Raw genomic sequence first — 19892 nt, 5'->3', positions numbered from 1 at the left:
CCCCCGCCATGACCGCAGTGAATCCCGCGCAGACCCCCGCCTCCGGCGCCGTCGGCCGCCCCACGCCGATCACCAACGCCACGGGACTCCAGAAGCCGTCCGGGATGCCGGTCCACAAGTACGGCCGCTACGAGGCCGTCGACATCCCCGACCGCACCTGGCCCGACCAGCGGATCACCAAGGCTCCCCGCTGGCTCTCCACCGACCTGCGCGACGGCAACCAGGCCCTGATCGACCCCATGTCGCCGGCCCGCAAGCGCGAGATGTTCGACCTGCTGGTACGCATGGGCTACAAGGAGATCGAGGTCGGCTTCCCGTCCTCCGGCGAGACCGACTTCGCGTTCGTCCGCTCCATCATCGAAGAGGGCGCGATCCCCGAGGACGTGACCATCTCCGTCCTGACGCAGGCCCGCGAGGAACTGATCGAGCGCACCGTCGAATCCCTGCGCGGCGCCCACCGCGCCACCGTCCACCTGTACAACGCGACCGCCCCCACCTTCCGCCGCGTGGTCTTCCGCGGCTCCAAGGAGGAGGTCAAGCAGATCGCCGTGGACGGCACCCGGCTGGTCATGGAGTACGCCGAGAAGATCCTGGGCGACGAGACGATCTTCGGCTACCAGTACAGCCCCGAGATCTTCACCGACACCGAGCTGGACTTCGCCCTGGAGGTCTGCGAGGCGGTCTGCGACGTCTGGCAGCCCGAGGAGGGCCGCGAGATCATCCTGAACCTGCCCGCCACCGTGGAGCGTTCGACGCCGTCCACGCACGCGGACCGCTTCGAGTGGATGTCGCGGAACCTGTCGCGCCGCGCGTACGTCTGCCTGTCCGTCCACCCGCACAACGACCGCGGCACCGCCGTCGCCGCCGCCGAACTGGCCCTGATGGCCGGCGCGGACCGCGTCGAGGGCTGCCTGTTCGGCCAGGGCGAGCGCACCGGCAACGTCGACCTGGTGACGCTGGGCATGAACCTGTTCTCCCAGGGCGTCGACCCGCAGATCGACTTCTCGCAGATCGACGAGATCCGCCGCACCAGCGAGTACTGCAACCAGATGGAGGTCCACCCGCGCCACCCCTACGCGGGCGACCTGGTCTACACCGCCTTCTCCGGCTCCCACCAGGACGCCATCAAGAAGGGCTTCGACGCCATGGAGGCCGACGCGGCCGCCCAGGGAAAGACGGTCGACGACATCGAGTGGGCCGTGCCGTACCTGCCGATCGACCCGAAGGACGTCGGCCGCTCCTACGAGGCCGTCATCCGGGTCAACTCGCAGTCCGGCAAGGGCGGAATCGCGTACGTTCTGAAGAACGACCACAAGCTGGACCTGCCCCGTCGGATGCAGATCGAGTTCTCCCGGATCATTCAGGCCAAGACCGACGCCGAGGGCGGCGAGGTCACCCCGGCCCAGATCTGGACGGTGTTCCAGGACGAGTACCTGCCCAACCCCGACAACGCTGAGGCCCGATGGGGGCGCGTACAGATCCGCTCCGGCCAGACCACCACCGGCTCCGACGGCCAGGACACGATCACCGTCGAGGCGACGGTGGACGGCGCGGACACCGTGCTGACCGGCACCGGCAACGGCCCGATCTCCGCGTTCTTCGAAGCGCTGCAGGCCATCGGCATCGACGCCCGGCTGCTGGACTACACCGAGCACACCATGAGCGAGGGCGCGAGCGCCGTCGCCGCCTCCTACATCGAGTGCGCCATCGACGGCAAGGTCCTGTGGGGCATCGGCATCGACGCCAACACCACCCGCGCCTCCCTGAAGGCGGTCGTCTCCGCCGTCAACCGAGCCGCCCGCTGAACCGCGCGGTGCCCGAAAGGGCCCGCCCCGTACGGTTCGTGAACCCCGCCCACCCGCTCCCGGGAGGGCGGGGTTCGGCCATCTCCGGAGGGTTGTGACGGGCGAGGTGCTGACGCCGCCAGGGCGATGTGGTTAACATCACGTTCACACGGCAACGATGCCGAGGGGTGCCTCCCGTGCCCGAGCGGCCCGCGGGGGAGTGACGGAGGTGTGCGACGTGCGGTCAGCCCTGGGACAACGCGCCAAGAAGCTGCGTATCTGCGGCGTCCGTACGCACTGGGACACCGTCGGCGACGGCGAGTTCTTCTGCCCCGGCTGCGGCGGCGACCGCAACTACCGCCGTCTGAACGGGCGTCGGCGCTTCACCGTCCTCGGACTGCCGCTGCTGCGCCGCGGCGAGGCCGGTCCGGTCGTCGAATGCGCCGCCTGCCACGCCCACTTCGACACCGAGACGCTCGACCACCCCACCACCACCCGGTTCTCCGCGATGCTCAGGGACGCCGTCCACACGGTCGCCCTCGGTGTCCTCGCGGCCGGCGGATCCACCTCCCGCACGGTCCTGGAGGCCGCCGCCGAGACCGTGCGCGGCGCGGGCTTCGACGACTGCACCGAGGAGCAGCTCGCCACCGTCGTCGAGGTCCTCTCGGCCGACATCGGGCAGGGCTCCGCCGGCGGCCCCGCCGCCGAGGCGTGCGGTGCCGCCCTGGCCATCGAGCTCCACGAGGCGCTGGAGCCGCTCGCCCCCCATCTGGCCCCCGCGGGCCGCGAATCGATTCTGCTCCAGGGCGCCCGGATCGCCCTCGCCGACGGCCCCTACAGCCCGGCCGAACGCGAGGTCCTGAGCACCGTCGGCGGCGCGCTGCGGCTCTGCGGCGAGGACACCGCCCGGCTGCTCGCCGCGGCCGCGCGTACGCCCTCCTGAGCACCTCCCGTTACTCCCCGGGGAGTAACGGGACCTCCGCACCCACCCCCGCAGTAGCCCCGAACTCGGCCCTCGGCGCGATGAACCGCCCCTGCCCCGGCGGGAGTCTGGACACGACCGGACACCCGTACGGAAGGGGGGCCTCCCATGAGGGGCGCAGAACAGGACGGCCGCGAGCGGACACGGACGCGGTGGCGATGGCTGCCCTGGGCGATCGTCGGACTCTGGGCCGCCGTGCTCGCCGTCGCCGGACCGCTCGCCGGCCGGCTCGGTGACGTCCAGGTCAACCGCGCCGTCGACTACCTCCCGGCCGGCGCCGACTCCACCCGGGTCGCCCGGATCCAGGAGACGCTGCCCGGCGGCGAGTCCACCGACCTGGTCCTCGTCTACCACCGCGACGGCGGACTGACCGCCGCCGACCGGGCCCTCGCGGCCCGGCAGAGCGACGAGGTGGCCCGGGACCACCCGCTCACCGCGCCGCCGCACGGAGTCCCGTCCAAGGACGGCACGACGCTGATGTACCCGGTCTCCACGACCGCGCCCGGTCAGGACGACGAGGCGCGCACGGCGTTCGTCGATGCGGTGCGGGAGACCGTGCGCGCCGGCGACGGGCTGGAGGCCGAGGTCGGCGGGCCCGGAGCGCTGACCGCCGATGCCCAGAAGGTCTACGGCTCGGTCGGCGGCCCGGTCCTCTACACGACCGTCGCCGTCGTCGCCCTCCTGCTGATCCTCATCTACCGCAGTCCGCTGCTATGGCTGGTCCCGCTCGTCGTCGCCGGAGCCGCCGACGCCCTGTCCATGGCCGTCGTCTACGGCCTCAACCGGGGCTTCGACACCACCGTCACCGGCCAGAGCTCCGCCGTCATGACCATCCTGGTCTTCGGCGCCGGCACCGACTACGCCCTGCTGCTCGTCTCCCGCTACCGCGAGGAGCTGATCCGTCTGCGCAGCCCCCACGCGGCCATGGCGGCCGCCCTGCGCGGCTGCGGACCCGCCGTCCTCGCCTCCTCCGCCACCGTCGCCGCGGGCCTCCTGTGCCTGCTGGCCGCCGATCTCAACAGCAGCCGCGGTATGGGACCCCTCGCCGCCGTCGGCGTGCTGTGCGCGCTGCTGGCGATGCTGACGCTGCTCCCGGCCGTCCTGGTGCTGCTGGGCCGCCGGGTCTTCTGGCCGCTCGTGCCGGTCCACGGAGCCGAGCCGCGCCGGCGCCGCTCGGTGTTCGCCGCCATGGGCGGATCGGCCGGACGCCGGCCCGTCGCCGTCCTCGTCACCGGCGGGGTGCTGCTGGGCGCGCTGTCCCTCGGGGCGTTCGCGCTGCCGGGCGACCTCAAGCAGGAGGACTCCTTCACCAGCGCACCGGACTCGGTCACCGCCATGACCACGCTCGCCGACGCCTTCCCGGGCCGCTCCACCCAGCCGATCACCGTGATGACCCCCACGAGCCGGGCCGACGATGCCCTGGCCCGCGCCCGTACGACCGAGGGCGTCGCCTCCGCCGCACGCGTCCGCAGCGGCGGCGGCTGGACCGAACTCTCCGTCGTCGCCACGGCCGCCCCCGAGTCGGCGGGGGAGCGGAACACCGTACGGGCCCTGCGCGACACCCTCGACGGCAGCCATGTGGGCGGGCCGGGCGCCCAGCAGATGGACCTGGACACGGCCAGCGCGCGCGATCTGCGGAGCGTCGTCCCGCTCGTCCTGCTGTCCGTGCTCGTGATCCTCGTCGTCCTGCTCCGCGGACTGGTCGCCCCGCTGCTGCTCGTCGCGGCCGTCGTCGCGGTCTGGGGCGCCTCCCTCGGCATCGGCGGCCTCCTCTTCGAACCGCTCCTCGGGCTCAAGGGCACCGACCCCGGGCTGCCGCTGCTCTCCTTCGTCTTCCTCGTCGCCCTCGGCGTCGACTACGGCATCTTCCTGATGCACCGGGTCCGCGAGGAGGCCAGGGCGGGCGCCGGACCCACCGAGGCGGCGCTCACCGGACTGCGCGCCACCGGAGGGGTCATCGCCTCGGCGGGACTCGTGCTCGCGGCCACCTTCGCGGTCCTGACGAACATGCCGATGACCGGCCTGGTCGAACTGGGCTTCGTCATCGCCGTCGGCGTCCTGCTCGACACCTTCCTCGTCCGCACCTATCTGGTCACCGCGGCGAGCGTGGCCCTCGGACGCCGGATCTGGTGGCCGGGAGCGCTCGGCCGCACCCCGGCCGCCCCGGCCCCGCGCGAACCCGAACTCGTCGGGGCCCCCTGACAGTGCCCCGTCCCGTAGCGGAGGATGACCCCGTGTCCGCTCCCGCAGGCCGTCGCGAACGCGTCATGGCCGTCATCAACCGCGACCCGATGAGCGCGCCGCACCGGACGCGCACCGACGCCCTCCTCGCGGTGGGCGCCGGTGCGCTCTCCGCCGGCCTCGCCCTGGGCTCGGCCGACCGCCCCGACGCGCTCGGCTGGTGCCTGCTGCTCGCCACCGCCGTCCCGCTCGCCCTGCGGCGCCGGGGCCCCGTCCTCGCCCTGCTCGCCATGACCCCGCTGCTGGCGCTCTACCACGGACTGGACTACGTCCACTCGGCCCCGATCCCGCAGACCTGGATCATGCTCTACACGGTCGCCGTCACCGGCCGGCCGCTGCGCACCCTGCTCGTCGGCATCGGGGTCACTTCGGTGATGGTGACGGTGGTCCTCGGCATCGACGCCCACCGGGGCCTCGAACTCCTGCGGATCTCCGGCTGGATCGTCGCCATCCTGTTCTGCGGGGTCGACGTGCGCATCTACCGCCAGTACGTCGCCTCCATGGTGGAGCGCGCCGAACGGGCCGAGCGGACCCGGGAGGAGGAGGCCCGCCGCCGGGTCGCCGAGGAGCGGCTGCGCATCGCCCGGGACCTGCACGATCTGCTGGCCCACAGCATCACGCTCATCGGCGTGCAGACCTCGGTCGCCTCGCACATCCTGACCGTGGACCCCGGGCGTCTGGACCGTACGGCGATCGCCGCCTCCCTGGACGACATCGCCGAGACCTGCCGGGAGGCCAGGGCGGAGCTGCGCACCACCCTCCAGGTGCTGCGCGACACCGGCCGCGACGACGGCTCCGCGCAGGGGCCGCTGCCGGACCTGGCGGCCCTGCCGGGGCTGGTCCGGGCGGCGGAGACCGCCGGGGCCCGCGTCGGACTGGAGGTCCGGGTCCCCGACGGCCGCCTCGCCCCGGTGACCGCGGCCGCCGCCTACCGGATCGTGCAGGAGTCCCTGACCAACGCCGTACGCCACGCGGGCCCCGGCGTCCGCGTCACCGTCTCCGTCGAACCGGCCGGCGCGGCCGGACTGCGGGTCACGGTCACCGACGACGGCACCGGTCCGGTGGACGACGGCACCCCGCCCGGGTTCGGCATCGCCGGGATGCGGGAGCGGGCCCGCAGCACCGGCGGCACCCTGCGGGCGGGCCCCCGCCCCGGCGGCGGCTTCGAGGTCACGGCCCTGCTCTCCCCGGGCGCCGACGCCGGACCCGGACCCGCACCCGCGACGAAAGCCCCCGCCGCCGGACCCGCACCCGGACCCGCGACGAAAGCCCCCACCGACGGACCGGCACCCGGACCCGTGGCGCCCGCCCCGGCCCCCGTCGCCGTACCGCCCGTCCCCGCCCCGGAGGCCGCCCCGTGATCCGCGTCCTGCTCGCCGACGACCAGACCCTCGTGCGGGCCGCCTTCGCGATGCTCGTCGGGTCCGATCCGGAGATGGAGGTGGTCGGTGAGGCGGCCACCGGGCTCGAAGCCGTCGCGCTCGCCCGGGAGGCCCGCGCGGACCTCGTCGTGATGGACATCCGGATGCCGGAGCTCGACGGCATCGAGGCGACCCGCCGGATCGCCGCGGACGAGGACCTGGCCGGGGTGAAGGTCCTCGTCCTCACCACGTACGACACCGACGACCACATCCTCGACGCCCTGCGCGCCGGGGCCTCGGGCTTCCTGGTCAAGGACACCCGGCCCGCCGAGCTGCTGGCCGCGATCCGCACGGTGGCGGCCGGCGAGTCGCTGCTCTCGCCCGGTCCCACCGCCCGGCTGATCGCCCGGGTGCTCAGCGCCCCGCAGCCCCCGGCCCGCACCGCGCCCGGCGGCCCCGGGAACCTCTCCGACCGGGAGCGCCAGGTCCTCGCCCTCGTCGCACGCGGGCTGAACAACACGGAGATCGCCGAGACCCTCGGCCTCAGCCCGCTCACCGCCAAGACGCACGTCAGCCGGATCATGGGCAGACTCGGCGCCCGCGACCGGGCCCAGCTGGTGATCGCCGCCTACGAATCGGGGCTGGTCGTCCCGGCGGGCGGCGCGGCGGAACGGGACTGAACGGACCGGGTCGCGGGGGCGGCCCCGCCGGAGCGGCCGCGTACCGGACAATGGAGCCATGAGCTTGTTCCGGGACGACGGTGTGGTGCTCCGCACGCAGAAGCTGGGCGAGGCCGACCGGATCATCACGATCCTCACCCGCGGCCACGGCCGGGTGCGGGCCGTCGCGCGCGGGGTGCGGCGCACGAAGTCGAAGTTCGGGGCCCGGCTGGAGCCGTTCTCCCACGTCGACGTGCAGTTCTTCGCCCGGGGCAGCGAGCTGGTCGGACGCGGGCTGCCGCTCTGCACCCAGAGCGAGACGATCGCCCCGTACGGCGGCGGCATCGTCACCGACTACGCCCGCTACACCGCCGGCACCGCGATGCTGGAGACCGCCGAACGCTTCACCGACCACGAGGGCGAGCCCGCCGTCCAGCAGTACCTCCTGCTGGTGGGCGGACTGCGCACCCTGGCGCGCGGCGAGCACGAACCGCACCTCGTCCTCGACGCCTTCCTGCTGCGCTCCCTCGCGGTCAACGGCTACGCCCCGAGCTTCGACGACTGCGCCCGCTGCGGACTGCCCGGCCCCAACCGGTTCTTCTCCGTCGCGGCGGGCGGCGTCATATGCGGCGACTGCCGGGTGCCCGGCAGCGTCGTACCCTCGGCGGAGGCCGTCACCCTGCTGAGCGCACTGCTCACCGGCGACTGGGCGACGGCGGACGCGTGCGAGGCGCGTCATGTCAGGGAGGGGAGCGGACTGGTGTCCGCGTATCTGCACTGGCATCTGGAGCGCGGGCTGCGTTCGCTGCGGTACGTAGAGAAGTGACACAGGGAGACAGAGAAGCTCATGGCAGTACGCGGAATCCTCGGTGGACGGAACCGGCACGAGTACAAGATCCCCGAGCCGCACCCCTCCGGTGCCGTGCCCCCGAAGATCCCCGGTGAACTGGTGCCCAAGCACGTCGCCATCGTGATGGACGGCAACGGCCGCTGGGCCAAGGAGCGCGGACTGCCGCGCACCGAGGGCCACAAGGTCGGCGAGGGCGTCGTCATGGACGTCCTCAAGGGCTGTATCGAGATGGGCGTCAAGAACCTCTCGCTGTACGCCTTCTCCACGGAGAACTGGAAGCGTTCCCCGGAAGAGGTGAAGTTCCTGATGAACTTCAACCGGGACGTCATCCGCCGCCGCCGCGACGAGATGGACGAGCTGGGCATCCGGATCCGCTGGGTGGGCCGTATGCCCAAGCTGTGGAAGTCCGTCGTCCAGGAGCTCCAGGTCGCCCAGGAGCAGACCAAGGACAACGACAGGATGACGCTGTACTTCTGCGTCAACTACGGCGGCCGGGCCGAGATCGCGGACGCGGCGCAGCGGATCGCGCAGGACGTGGCGGCCGGGAGGCTCGACCCGTCGAAGGTCAACGAGAAGACCTTCGCGAAGTACATCTACTACCCGGACATGCCCGACGTGGACCTGTTCGTGCGCCCCAGCGGCGAGCAGCGCACCTCCAACTACCTGATCTGGCAGAGCGCGTACGCCGAGATGGTCTTCCAGGACGTGCTGTGGCCGGACTTCGACCGCCGGGACCTGTGGCGGGCCTGTCTGGAGTTCGCCCAGCGCGACCGCCGCTTCGGCGGTGCCGAGGAGGTGGCTCCCTCCGGGAGCTGAGCACGGGAGCCGGGCGCGGGGAAGCCCCGGGGGACCCACCGCCCCCGGGGCGCGGCCGCTTTCAGTCCTGCGCGTTCGCGCAGTCGGCGCAGGTGCCGAAGATCTCGACCGTGTGCGCCACGTTCACGAATCCGTGCTGGGCGGCGATGGTCTCGGACCACTGCTCGACGGCCGGGCCCTCGACCTCGACGGCCTTGCCGCAGACCCGGCACACCAGATGGTGGTGGTGGTCGCCGGTCGAGCACCGCCGGTAGACGGACTCGCCCTCGGTGGTGCGCAGCACATCGACCTCGCCGGCGTCCGCGAGGGACTGGAGCGTGCGGTAGACGGTGGTCAGCCCGACCGAGTCGCCCCGGTGCTTGAGGACGTCGTGCAGCTCCTGCGCGCTGCGGAACTCGTCCACCTCGTCGAGCGCGGCCGCCACCGCGGCCCGCTGCCGGGTCGACCGGCCGCGGACCGGGGCCGCGTTCGTTCCACTGATCGGCGCTGTCGCCACAGCAGCCTCCTCGTGTCGCCCGTACGTGTGTCGGGCCATTGTGCCAGTCCGCCCCGGGGGTGCGGTCAGACCCGCACGTCGTCCGGTGCCGGGCGGCCGGCCGGTACCTCCAGGGTGCACCGGCTGTCGGCCGTTTCGCGCCGCCTGGCCCGGCTTCTGGCCAGCGGGGCGGCGAGCAGGGTCATGCCGACGAAGACCGCGATGGCCATCAGCACGATCGTCGCGCCGGGCGGGACGTCCTGGTAGTACGAGGTGACCGTGCCGGCCAGGGTGACCACGACCCCGGTGACGACCGCGAGCACGAACGTCAGCCGGAAGGAGCGGGCGAGCTGCTGCGCCGCCGCGACCGGGACCACCATCAGGGCGCTGACCAGCAGCAGCCCGACGACCCGCATGGCGACGGTGACGGTGACCGCGGCGGTGACCGCGACCAGCAGGTTCAGGAAGCGCACCGGCAGCCCGGTGACCCGGGCGAACTCCTCGTCCTGGCTGACGGCGAACAGCTGCCTGCGCAGCCCCACCGTCACCAGCAGCACGAACGCCGCCAGGATCGCGATCGCGGTGATGTCCTCGGGGGCGACCGTGGACAGCGAGCCGAAGAGGTACGAGGTGAGGTTGGCGTTCGATCCGGTGTCGGAGAGGTTGATCAGCAGGACACCGCCGGCCATGCCGCCGTAGAAGAGCATCGCCAGCGCGATGTCGCCCCGGGTGCGGCCGTACCAGCGGATCAGCTCCATGGTGACCGCGCCCGCGACGGCGACGGCCGTGGCCATCCAGACGGGGCTGGTGGAGAGCAGGAAGCCGAGGCCGACGCCGGTCATCGCGATATGGCCGATGCCGTCGCCCATCAGGGCCTGCCGGCGCTGCACCAGGTAGACGCCGACGGCGGGGGCGATCACGCCGACCAGGACGGCGGCGATCAGCGCCCGCTGCATGAAGGGAGGGGTGAGGAATTCCATGGTCAGCTCAGCAGTCCCGTCCGGACGGGCTCGGAGGCCGCGTGGGGGTGTACGTGGTCGTGGCCGGGCAGGGCGTGCTGCCCCACGGCCTTCGGGGGCGGTCCGTCGTGCAGCACACAGCCGTCGCGCAGCACCACCGCCCGGTCGATCAGGGGCTCCAGCGGGCCCAGCTCGTGCAGCACGAGCAGCACGGTGGTGCCGGCCGCGACCTGTTCGCGCAGGGTGTCGGCGAGGATCTCCTGGCTGGCCAGGTCGACGCCTGCCATCGGCTCGTCCATGATCAGCAGCTCGGGCTCGGCGGCGAGCGCGCGGGCGATCAGGACGCGCTGGTGCTGTCCGCCGGAGAGCGCGTCGACGGAGTCGCGGGCGCGGTCGGCGAGGCCGACGAGGGCGATGGCGCGGTCGACGGCGGCCCGGTCGGCCCTGCGGAGCAGCCCGAGCCGGGTGCGGGAGAGCCGGCCGGAGGAGACGACCTCGCGGATCGTGGCGGGGACACCGCCGGCCGCGGTGGTGCGCTGCGGTACGTAGCCGACGCGCGCCCAGTCGCGGAAGCGGCGCAGCGGGGTGCCGAAGAGTTCGACGGTGCCGCCGGTCAGCGGGACCTGGCCGATGACGGAGCGGACGGCGGTGGACTTGCCGGAGCCGTTGGCGCCGAGCAGGGCGACGACCTCGCCGCGGCGCACGGTCAGGTCGATGCCGCGCAGCACGGGGCGCGCCCCGAGGGTGGCGGTGGCGTCGCGTACGGCGATCACGGGGTCGGGTGCGGCGGGGCGGGGCTCGGACACGGGCGTCTCCGGTGCTGCTTCGGGCTGCGGGTGGTGGGTGCTCATGCGGGGCCGAGGGCCTTCTTGAGCGCGGCGAGGTTGGACTCCATGACCTCGATGTAGTCGGTGCCCCGGGACTTGCCGGTGATCCCCTCCAGGGGGTCCAGGACGTCGGTGCGCAGCCCGGTGTCCCGGGCGACGGTCTTCGCGGTTTTGTCGCTGGCCAGGGTCTCGAAGAACACGGTGGTGACCTTCTTCTCCCGGGCGATCGTGTGCAGCTCGCCGATCCGGGCGGGGCTGGGCTCGGCCTCGGGATCGATGCCGGCGATGCCCTCCTGGGTGAGCCCGTAGCGCTCGGCCAGGTAGCCGAAGGCGGAGTGGGTGGTGATGAAGGTCTTGGTGGCGGTCCCCGCCAGGCCCTGCTTGAAGGCGGTGTCCAGGGCGCCGAGCCGGGTGACCAGGGCGTCGGTGTTCCTGCGGTAGTCCGCGGCGTGCTCGGGGTCGGTCTTCTCCAGGGACTTGCCGACGCCCCGGGCGACCTCGGCGTATTTCACGGGGTCCAGCCAGACGTGGGGGTCGGCGCCGGCCTCGTCGCCGTGGTGCTCGTGGCCGTGCTCCTCGCCGCCGACCTCGGCGCCGTGGTCCTCCAGGGAGGTCAGCGTGGCGGCGTCCAGCGTGTGCTTGGACTCGGACAGCTTGATCGCGTCGTCCACGGCGGGCTGGAGGCCCTTGAGATAGAGGATGAAGTCCGCGCTGCTCAGGCGGCCCACCTCGCGCGGGCTCAGCTCCAGGTCGTGGGGTTCCACGCCCGGCTTGGTGAGCGTGGTGACCGAGACGTGGTCGCCGCCTATCCGCTCGGCCAGGAACTGCATCGGATAGAAGGACGCCACCACGTCCAGCCGGTCGCCGTTCTTCCGGTCGGCGGCGTCGGACGCGGAGCAGGCGGTGAGGGCGGTGAGACCGAGGACGACTGCCCCCGCGACGGCCGGTGCGGGTATGAGACGGCGTATGTTCATGACAGTCATTTTCAACAAAAGTGGAAACGATTGTCAACAAGGGGTCCGGTCCGGTCCCCGGGCGGTCCGTGCCGATACCGATTTGATCGAAGGGGCGGGCCCGCCGGTAACCTGAGTGCTTCTCCGTTCGTCGCCGTCGTAATGAAGAGAGCACCGTGGCCGCCGACAAGATCGACTCCATCGTCAGCCTGAGCAAGCGCCGTGGCTTCGTTTTCCCCTGCAGTGAGATCTACGGTGGTCAGAAGGCCGCCTGGGACTACGGGCCGCTGGGCGTTGAGCTCAAGGAGAACCTCAAGCGCCAGTGGTGGCGTTACATGGTCACTTCGCGCGAGGACGTGGTCGGACTCGACTCGTCGGTCATCCTGGCCCCCGAGGTGTGGGTGGCCTCCGGCCACGTCGCCACGTTCTCGGACCCGCTGACCGAGTGCACCTCCTGCCACAAGCGCTTCCGCGCGGACCACCTGGAGGAGCAGTACGAGGAGAAGCACGGCAAGCCGCCGGTCAACGGCCTCGCCGACCTCAACTGCCCGAACTGCGGCAACAAGGGCACCTTCACCGAGCCCAAGCAGTTCTCCGGCCTGCTCTCCACGCACCTCGGCCCCACCCAGGACACCGGCTCGGTCGCCTATCTGCGCCCCGAGACCGCCCAGGGCATCTTCACCAACTTCTCCCTGGTGCAGACCGCCGCGCGCAAGAAGCCGCCGTTCGGCATCGCCCAGATGGGCAAGTCCTTCCGGAACGAGATCACTCCGGGCAACTTCATCTTCCGCACCCGCGAGTTCGAGCAGATGGAGATGGAGTTCTTCGTCAAGCCGGGCGAGGACGAGCAGTGGCACGAGTACTGGATGGAGCAGCGCTGGAACTGGTACACCGGCCTCGGCCTGCGCGAGGAGAACATGCGGTGGTACGAGCACCCGAAGGAGAAGCTCTCCCACTACTCCAAGCGCACCGCTGACATCGAGTACCGCTTCCGCTTCGGCGGCAGCGAGTGGGGCGAGCTGGAGGGCGTCGCCAACCGCACGGACTACGACCTCAAGGCGCACTCCCAGGCCTCGGGCACCGACCTCCAGTTCTACGACCAGGAGGCCAACGAGCGCTGGACCCCCTACGTCATCGAGCCGGCGGCCGGTGTCGGCCGTTCGATGCTGGCCTTCCTGATGGACGCCTACATCGAGGACGAGGCGCCCAACGCCAAGGGCGTCATGGAGAAGCGCACCGTGATGCGCCTCGACCCGCGCCTGGCGCCGGTCAAGGTCGCGGTGCTGCCGCTCTCCCGCAACGCGCAGCTCTCGCCGAAGGCCAAGGGCCTCGCGGCCGACCTGCGGCAGAACTGGAACATCGAGTTCGACGACGCGGGCGCCATCGGCCGCCGCTACCGTCGCCAGGACGAGATCGGCACCCCGTTCTGCGTCACCGTCGACTTCGACACCCTCGACGACAACGCGGTGACCGTGCGCGAGCGCGACACCATGAAGCAGGAGCGCGTCTCCCTGGACCAGATCCAGGCCTACCTCGGCGCCCGTCTCCTCGGCTGCTGACCCCGCGCGCACCCCGAGCCCCCGGCCCCGTACGCCGTACGGAGCCGGGGGCTCCGGGCGTCCGGGGGCGAAAATCCGGTGCCCCGCCCGGCCGGGGCGGGTACGGTGCCCTCATGTCTTCGTTCTTCCAGATCTACGAGTGAGAGCGCGGCGGGTCCGCGCACCCGCCGCCCACCGGATCGATCCAGGGTCTGCCGAGACCTCACTTCACCATGCATGGGAGAACCCGTGGCCAAGAGCCGTAACAACCTTCTCGGCGTCGGCGGACAGCGCAAGAAGCTGTCCCGCGCCGACCAGCAGGGCGCCGGCCCCGCACGCGACGCCGACCGCAGGACGGCCGCCGAGCAGAAGCAGGACCTGCTGCGCCGCATGCGCGAGCGCGCCGGGGCCCCGCAGCCCGACGCCCCCGCCGCCGAGGAGCCGGCCGCCGCGCCGGAGACCCCGGAGCAGGAGCCGTCCGCCCAGGACTGACCGCATGACGGTGGGCCCGGAACGCCGCGAGGCGCTCCGGGCCCACCGTCGTGTCCGGCCGCGTCAGACGGCGACGCCCCCGGCGGGACCGACCGGGAACCAGCCCGTGGGACCGACGGGGAACCAGCCGGCGGGGTCGACCGGGAACCAGCCGTTCGGGTCGACCGGGAACCAGCCCGCCGGGGTCGCGGTGGCGTGCGAGGCGGAGGCGGAGGCGGGTGCCGTGGACGGGGAGGCGGCCGTCGCGGCGGGGGCGACGGCGCCGGCCGCCACGAGGAGCGCCGCCGTGGCGGCCAGTCCGGTAAGGGCGTGCTTGATCTTCATCGGGTTCCCCTGTTCGTGTCGGGCTCAGATGTGTCCGTGCCGGTGGTGATCCCGGTTCGCGGCCCCCCCCGTTGCTCCGGTGACTCCCGCGAACCGGGTGGTTCCAGCATCGGGCCGCGGTCCCGGGGCTGTCCTTGACCGTCGGTGACCGATGGCTTGACCACCGGTCACCTCCTGGCCGGTGGGCCGGAAGGGCTCCGTTAGGGTCGTGGGGTGGAGATCCCCCGCCTGCTCGACGGCCGGCTCAAGATGCGGCACCTGCTGCTGGTGGACGCGCTGTCCCGGCAGGGTTCGGTCGTGGCGGCGGCGGCCGAGCTGCACACCACGCAGCCGGCGGCCACCCGGAGCCTGCACGAGGTGGAGGACATCCTCGGCGTCGCGCTGTTCGAGCGCGGCCCGCGCGGTGTGCGCGCGACCGTGTTCGGCGAGGCGTTCACCCAGCACGCGCGCGCCGTCCTCGCCCAGCTCGCCCAGGCCGGGCGGCACGTCGTGGAGCTGGCCGACGCGGACCGGGGAACCGTCGTCGTGGGCACCCATCTCGCCGGGTCCAACATCCTGCTGCCGAGGGCCGTGGCCGAGCTGAAGCGCGACCACCCCTTCCTCACCGTGGTGGTGCGCGAGGCGTCCCCCGAGGACCTGCTGCTGGACCTCGAAGCCGGGCGGGTCGACCTCGTCGTGGGCCGGCTGACCGCCTCCTCCGGCGAGGGCCTGATCCGGCGCCCGCTGTACGACGAGTCCGTCGGGCTGGTCGTGCGCGCCGGCCACGCGCTGACCGCGTCACCGGCCGTCGCACTGGCCGACACCCTCGACTTCCCCTGGATCCTGCCCGGCACGCAGACCGTGCTCCGCCGCGAGGTGGAGGAGCTGTTCGCGCTCCACGGCCTCGGACTGCCCAGGAACCGGGTGGAGGCCACCTCCTTCCTGACCGTGCGCCACCTGCTGCTGGAGACGGACGTGGTCGCCGTCCTGCCCAGCTCCCTGATCCGGGACGACGGCCGGCTCGCCGAGGTGCCGGTGCCGATGGACCGGATCGGGCACCGGGTGGGCCTGACCCTGTCGGCGGACCGCACGCTCAGCCCGTCGGCACACGCGCTGCTGCGGAGTCTGGAGGAGGCGGCCAGGGGACTGACGACAAGGCCCCCGGACCCGCACGGGAGCGGACCGGGGGCCTGAGGGCGAGCAGGGGCCTGTACAGAGTTCCCTTCAGCGCCGGACTGGTGGCGGGCTCAGAGCCCCAGGTAGCGCTCCGCGTTCCCGTGGGTGATCTTGTGCCGTGCCGTCTCGGTGAGCGAGGGGCTCGTGCGGACCACCCCGCCCGCCGGACGCTCGCCCAGCGGGTACGGGTAGTCGCTGCCGACCATCACATGGTCCTCGCCGACCGTGTCCACCAGCAGCCGCAGCGCGCGGTCGTCGAAGACGACGGAGTCCACGGAGAACCGGCCCAGATAGTGCGAGGGCGGGTACTGCGAGGTACCGATCACGTCGTTGCGCCCGTGCCAGGCGTTCTCCATCCGGCCCAGCCAGAAGGCGAACGAGCCGCCGCCGTGCGCGAAGCAGATCTTCAGGCGCTCGTCGATACGGTCGAACGCGCCGCCCAGGATCAGCGCGAGGATCGACAGATGGGTCTCGGCCGGCATCGCCGTCAGCCAGCGGGCCATCCACCGGTCGAGCCGGGGCGAGGAGTCCATGTCCCAGGGGTGGACGAACACCGGCACGTCGAGCGAGGCGCAGTGCTGGAGGAAGGTGACGACCCCCTCGCTGTCCAGGTCCCGGTCACCGACGTGGTTGCCGATCTCCACGCCCCGGTGGCCGGCGGCGACCGCCCGCTCCAGCTCGCGGCACGCGGCGTCCGGGTCCTGGAGGGGCACCTGGCAGAACGGGATCAGCCGGTCCGGGGCCGGGGCGGTGATCTCCAGGGCCAGATCGTTGAAGATCGTGGCGATCTTCGCGGCCTCGGCGCCGCTGCGGCCGTAGGAGAAGAAGGCCGGGGTGGGGGAGACCACCTGGGCGCGTACGCCGTCCGCGTCCATGTCCCGCAGCCGGGTCGCGGCGTCCCAGCAGTCCGCCTGGATGCGGCGGAACTCCGAGGAGCCGGTCATGATCATGGCCTCGGACTCGGACTCGATCCGCAGCCAGGGCGCGTCCGGCCCGCCGAGGGCCGTCAGATCGGGCCAGCCCTTCGGCACGTAGTGGGTGTGGACGTCGATCAGATCCGCCACGGTCAGCCCTTCCCGGGGTGCAGGGCCCCGCACCGGGAGCAGCTCCGGGCCCGCTCGTCGCCGTAGAACTCCTCGAAGACCGGCGGCAGATCGGCGACGATGTCGCGGACCTGGAGCTCCACCTCGTGCACGGGAGCGGAGCAGGAGGGGCAGAACCACAGGAACTTCTCCAGGGTGCCCTCCTCGCGGACCCGCTCGATCACCAGGCCGATGGAGTCGGGGTCGGGGCGCTGCGGGGAGTGCGGGACGTCGCCCGGCAGCAGCCACGCCTGCCCTTCCTTGATGTGCACGGTCCGCGGGCCGTCGTCGGTCATGAGGTTGACGTGCATGTCCCCCTTGACCTGGTAGAACCACTCCTCGTACGGGTCCAGGTGGAAGTCGGTGCGCTGGTTGGGGCCGCCGACGATCTGCACGATGAAGTCGTTCCCGAGGGACATGGTGCGGTTGTTCACCGGGGGCTTCAGCAGATGAGCGTGGGCGTCGATCCAGCCCTGGAAGTCGATGACCTCGGGGATGTCCGTCACGATGTCTCCTTCGCGGTGGCGGCGGCGGGCAGATACGCCACGGCCTGGATCTCGATGAGCAGATGGGGATGGGGAAGCTGGTGCACGGCGACGGTGGTCCTGGCCGGACCGCTCTCGTCGAAGTACCGGCCGTAGACCTCGTTGTAGCCGCCGAAGTCGTTCATGTTGACCAGATAGGCCGTGACCTGGACGACGTCGGAGAGCGAGCCCCCGGCCTCGGCGAGGATGCCGCCGATGTTCTCGATGACGGCGCCGGTCTGCGCGCGGATGTCGAGGTCGGTGGTGCCCAGCTCGTCCGTCGCCACGCCGACGAAGGTGTTGTCGGGCCGGCGGGAGCTGGTGCCGGAGACGAAGACGAGGTCCCCGGCGCGGCGGTAGTGCGGGAACCGGCCGCGCGGGCGCGCCTTGCCGGGGATGACACGTGCCTGGTCCATCAGACGCCCCTCACGCCGACCCGGCCGAGGCCGTCGACCTCGCAGGTGATCGTTCCGGGTGTCAGGGGCACCGCCGCGGTGGCCGCCCCCGCGAGCACGACCTCGCCCGCGCGCAGCGGGACGCGCCGCCGCCGGGCCATGTCGAGCAGGGCGCGCAGGGCGTTGACCGGGGCGCCGAGGATGGCCGCGGTCGTCCCCCGTACGTCGTGGTCCCCGCCGTGCAGCCGTACGGCCCGGTCGGAGACGTCCTGGACCGGGCGCCACGGGCCGATGGCGTAGCCCGCCGCCGAGGTGTTGTCCGCGACGACGTCCTCGTAGGTGAAACGGAAGTCGCGGTAGCGGGAGTCGATGATCTCCAGGGCGGGGGCGACGGCGTCCACGCAGGCGACGATGTCGGTGTCCGGATCGTCCGCGTCCACGTCGCGCCCCAGCCGGAACGCGACCTCGGGTTCCACCTTCGGGTGGATGAACCGGGACAGGTCGACCGTGCCGCCGTCCGCCACGCACATGGCGTCGGTCAGCCGGCCGACGATGATCTCGGAGACCCCCATCTGCTCCATCTTGGCCCTGCTGGTGAACCCCAGCTTGACGCCGGTGACGCGCTCGCCGCGTCCCTGCCGCAGGGCGAGGAGCGCCGCCTGCACGGCGTAGGCGTCCTCGACGGACAGGGTGTGCGTGTCGGCGAGGCTGAGGGTGTCCGTCACGGTGCTCTGGGCGGTGTCGAGCCGTTCGGCCAGGGCCCGGACCGTCTCTTCGGGGATCATCGGCTGCCTCCTTCGCCGGGGTGCGCGGGGGGTGCGCAGGGGGTCGGATGCGCGCCGGGCACGGGGGCCCGGCCGCGGCACGGGGCGTGGTCGCCCATGGTCACGTCCTTCCGGCCGCCCGAGGGAGGGGCGGCCTTCGCTCGGTCGGGGAAGCCGGGGAGCACCGGCCGCCAGGGGGCGGGAGCCGTCACAGCCGCACGCACACATTGGTCGGCTCGGTGTAGAAGTGCAGGGAGGACGCACCGCCCTCCCGGCCCAGACCGGAGAGGCCGACGCCGCCGAAGGGCGAGCGCAGATCGCGCAGGAACCAGGTGTTGACCCAGGACATCCCGACGTTCATGGCCTGGGCCACGCGGTGGCCGCGCCGCAGGTCGCGGGTCCACACGGAGGCGGCGAGACCGTAGTCGGTGTCATTGGCCAGCGCGACGGCCTCGTCCTCCGTGTCGAAGGGGATCAGGGCCGCGACGGGGCCGAAGATCTCCTCGCGCACCGGGCGGTCGGCGTGCGTCAGCCCCGTCCACAGCGTCGGTTCGATCCACGATCCGCCGTCCAGCTCCGCGCCGAGCGCGGGGGTGCCGCCGCCGGTGAGGACCTTCGCGCCGGACTCCCGGGCGAGGTCCAGATAGCCGCGCACCTTCTCCCGGTGGGCCTGCGAGATGAGCGGCCCCGTGGTGGTCGCCGGGTCCTGCGGGCTGCCCAGGCGCAGCGAGCGCGCCCGCTCGACGAGGCCGTCGGCGATGTCGGCGAAGACCGACCGGTGGACGTAGACCCGCTCGGTGCACAGGCAGACCTGGCCGGTGTTGGTGAACACCGACCGGGTCAGGCCGTCCAGCGTCTCGTCGAGGTCGGCGTCGGGGAAGACGAGCGCGGCGTTCTTGCCGCCCAGTTCGAAGGAGACGGGGCGCACGCGCGGTGCGACGGTCCTCATGACCTGGGCGCCGGTCGCCGAGGATCCGGTGAAGGTGACGCCGTCGATGCCGGGGTGCGTGGTGACGAACTCCCCGGCCGATCCGCCGCCGAAGCCGTGCACGACGTTGTACGCCCCGGCCGGGAGCCCCGCGTCGGCCAGCACCTCGGCGAGCAGGGTGGCCGTGCCCGGCGTCTCCTCGCTGGGCTTGACCACGACGGTGTTGCCGCAGGCGAGCGCGGGGGCGACCTTCCAGGTGAGCAGCAGCAGCGGGAGGTTCCACGGCACGATGACCGCGACCACCCCGAGGGGCTTGCGCACCGCGTAGTTGAGGGCGTGGGCGCCGCCCGGCAGATCGGTCAGGAAGGACTCCTGGCCGGCGGCCGCGACGACGTCGGCGAACGTGCGGAAGTTGGCGACGGCCCGGGAGACGTCCAGGTCACGGGCGAGCGCCACGGGCTTGCCGGTGTCGGCGACCTCGGCGGCCACGAACGCGTCGAACCGCTCCTCGATCAGGTCGGCCGCCCGGCGCAGGACCTCGGTCCGCTCCCGTACGGGCGTTGCCGACCAGGGCCCGAGCGCCCTGCGCGCCGCTGTGACGGCGCGGTCGACCAGAGGCGCGTCGGCCTCGTGGACGCGGGCGTGGACGAGGCCCGTGGCCGGGTCCGTCGCGTCGAAGCTCCTGCCGCCGTCGTCGGGGTCGATGAAGCGTCCATCGACGAAATTGCGGATCCACCGCGATGTCTGTGCCGTCATGGTCTCCACCCTGGGAGCGGGGGGCCA

At 72.5% G+C, this 19892-nt stretch carries 20 protein-coding genes; 10 read left to right on the top strand and 10 right to left on the bottom strand.

Annotated elements, in window-relative coordinates; translation table 11 throughout:
• Positions 1-8 precede the first annotated feature (8 nt).
• The 7 genes from leuA to ACFVDM_RS04610 all read left to right on the top strand — a co-directional run bounded on the left by leuA (position 9) and on the right by ACFVDM_RS04610 (position 8693).
• Positions 9-1805, top strand: a complete 1797-nt coding sequence (gene leuA, locus ACFVDM_RS04640; protein WP_383633139.1) for a 2-isopropylmalate synthase — start codon at positions 9-11, stop codon at positions 1803-1805.
• Positions 1806-2022: 217 nt separating this feature from the next.
• Positions 2023-2727 (top strand): TerB family tellurite resistance protein, encoded by a 705-nt coding sequence (locus ACFVDM_RS04635; RefSeq protein WP_383633136.1) that lies wholly within the window; start codon positions 2023-2025, stop codon positions 2725-2727.
• A gap of 147 nt (positions 2728-2874) precedes the next feature.
• Positions 2875-4968 carry an MMPL family transporter gene (locus tag ACFVDM_RS04630; RefSeq protein ID WP_383633133.1) on the top strand — a complete coding sequence of 698 codons (2094 nt, stop codon included), beginning with the start codon at positions 2875-2877 and terminating at the stop codon, positions 4966-4968.
• 65 nt (positions 4969-5033) lie between these two features.
• Positions 5034-6368 (top strand): sensor histidine kinase, encoded by a 1335-nt coding sequence (locus ACFVDM_RS04625; RefSeq protein ID WP_383633547.1) that lies wholly within the window; start codon positions 5034-5036, stop codon positions 6366-6368.
• On the top strand, positions 6365-7048 hold the full coding sequence (locus ACFVDM_RS04620; RefSeq protein WP_383633130.1) for a response regulator: 684 nt from the start codon (positions 6365-6367) through the stop codon (positions 7046-7048). Before ACFVDM_RS04625 ends, ACFVDM_RS04620 begins: the two co-directional genes overlap by 4 nt.
• Before the next feature lie 58 nt (positions 7049-7106).
• On the top strand, positions 7107-7853 hold the full coding sequence (gene recO / locus ACFVDM_RS04615; protein ID WP_383633128.1) for a DNA repair protein RecO: 747 nt from the start codon (positions 7107-7109) through the stop codon (positions 7851-7853).
• Between the two features lie 21 nt (positions 7854-7874).
• The gene (locus tag ACFVDM_RS04610) at positions 7875-8693 is read left to right on the top strand and encodes an isoprenyl transferase (RefSeq protein WP_383633125.1); all 819 of its coding nucleotides are present in this window, start codon (positions 7875-7877) and stop codon (positions 8691-8693) included.
• A 61-nt stretch (positions 8694-8754) separates the two neighbouring features.
• Here the strand turns inward: ACFVDM_RS04610 and ACFVDM_RS04605 are convergent, their stop codons facing one another.
• The 4 genes from ACFVDM_RS04605 to ACFVDM_RS04590 all read right to left on the bottom strand — a co-directional run bounded on the left by ACFVDM_RS04605 (position 8755) and on the right by ACFVDM_RS04590 (position 11928).
• Positions 8755-9189 (bottom strand): Fur family transcriptional regulator, encoded by a 435-nt coding sequence (locus ACFVDM_RS04605; protein ID WP_383633122.1) that lies wholly within the window; start codon positions 9187-9189, stop codon positions 8755-8757.
• Between the two features lie 65 nt (positions 9190-9254).
• Entirely contained in the window at positions 9255-10148 is an 894-nt protein-coding gene (locus ACFVDM_RS04600; RefSeq protein WP_383633119.1) for a metal ABC transporter permease, read from the bottom strand.
• A gap of 2 nt (positions 10149-10150) precedes the next feature.
• Positions 10151-10978 (bottom strand): metal ABC transporter ATP-binding protein, encoded by an 828-nt coding sequence (locus tag ACFVDM_RS04595; RefSeq protein ID WP_383633116.1) that lies wholly within the window; start codon positions 10976-10978, stop codon positions 10151-10153.
• Positions 10975-11928: a metal ABC transporter substrate-binding protein gene (locus ACFVDM_RS04590; RefSeq protein WP_383633113.1), complete on the bottom strand. Its 954-nt coding sequence runs from the start codon at positions 11926-11928 to the stop codon at positions 10975-10977. Before ACFVDM_RS04590 ends, ACFVDM_RS04595 begins: the two co-directional genes overlap by 4 nt.
• Before the next feature lie 155 nt (positions 11929-12083).
• Between ACFVDM_RS04590 and ACFVDM_RS04585 the strand changes: the two genes are divergently transcribed.
• On the top strand, positions 12084-13466 hold the full coding sequence (locus tag ACFVDM_RS04585) for a glycine--tRNA ligase (RefSeq protein WP_383633110.1): 1383 nt from the start codon (positions 12084-12086) through the stop codon (positions 13464-13466).
• Positions 13467-13694: 228 nt separating this feature from the next.
• Positions 13695-13937, top strand: a complete 243-nt coding sequence (locus ACFVDM_RS04580) for a DUF6243 family protein (RefSeq protein ID WP_383633107.1) — start codon at positions 13695-13697, stop codon at positions 13935-13937.
• Positions 13938-14000: 63 nt separating this feature from the next.
• Here ACFVDM_RS04580 and ACFVDM_RS04575 read toward each other — a convergent pair whose 3' ends face one another.
• A complete protein-coding gene (locus ACFVDM_RS04575; RefSeq protein ID WP_383633103.1) occupies positions 14001-14261 on the bottom strand; it encodes a hypothetical protein in 261 nt (86 codons plus the stop codon).
• 213 nt (positions 14262-14474) lie between these two features.
• On the opposite strand from ACFVDM_RS04575, the gene ACFVDM_RS04570 reads away from it, so the two are divergent.
• Positions 14475-15434, top strand: coding sequence for a LysR substrate-binding domain-containing protein (locus ACFVDM_RS04570; protein ID WP_383633100.1), 960 nt, complete (start codon positions 14475-14477; stop codon positions 15432-15434).
• 53 nt (positions 15435-15487) lie between these two features.
• On the opposite strand, the gene ACFVDM_RS04565 is transcribed toward ACFVDM_RS04570, so the two are convergent.
• The 5 genes from ACFVDM_RS04565 to ACFVDM_RS04545 form a co-directional block, all read right to left on the bottom strand.
• Entirely contained in the window at positions 15488-16480 is a 993-nt protein-coding gene (locus ACFVDM_RS04565; protein ID WP_383633097.1) for an amidohydrolase family protein, read from the bottom strand.
• Positions 16481-16482: 2 nt separating this feature from the next.
• Complete coding sequence (locus ACFVDM_RS04560; protein WP_383633094.1) at positions 16483-17004, bottom strand: 3-hydroxyanthranilate 3,4-dioxygenase; 522 nt, start codon at positions 17002-17004, stop codon at positions 16483-16485.
• Positions 17001-17438, bottom strand: a complete 438-nt coding sequence (locus ACFVDM_RS04555) for a RidA family protein (protein WP_383633091.1) — start codon at positions 17436-17438, stop codon at positions 17001-17003. Before ACFVDM_RS04555 ends, ACFVDM_RS04560 begins: the two co-directional genes overlap by 4 nt.
• Positions 17438-18202, bottom strand: coding sequence for a 2-keto-4-pentenoate hydratase (locus ACFVDM_RS04550; RefSeq protein WP_383633088.1), 765 nt, complete (start codon positions 18200-18202; stop codon positions 17438-17440). Before ACFVDM_RS04550 ends, ACFVDM_RS04555 begins: the two co-directional genes overlap by 1 nt.
• A 187-nt stretch (positions 18203-18389) precedes the next feature.
• Positions 18390-19865, bottom strand: a complete 1476-nt coding sequence (locus tag ACFVDM_RS04545) for a 2-hydroxymuconic semialdehyde dehydrogenase (protein ID WP_383633085.1) — start codon at positions 19863-19865, stop codon at positions 18390-18392.
• Between the last annotated feature and the right edge of the window lie 27 nt (positions 19866-19892).

Source organism: Streptomyces sp. NPDC057682 (genome assembly GCF_042799575.1).
Taxonomy (GTDB): domain Bacteria; phylum Actinomycetota; class Actinomycetes; order Streptomycetales; family Streptomycetaceae; genus Streptomyces.
Note: the sequence above shows the minus strand (reverse complement) of the source record. Positions and strands in the feature narration are given on the sequence as shown.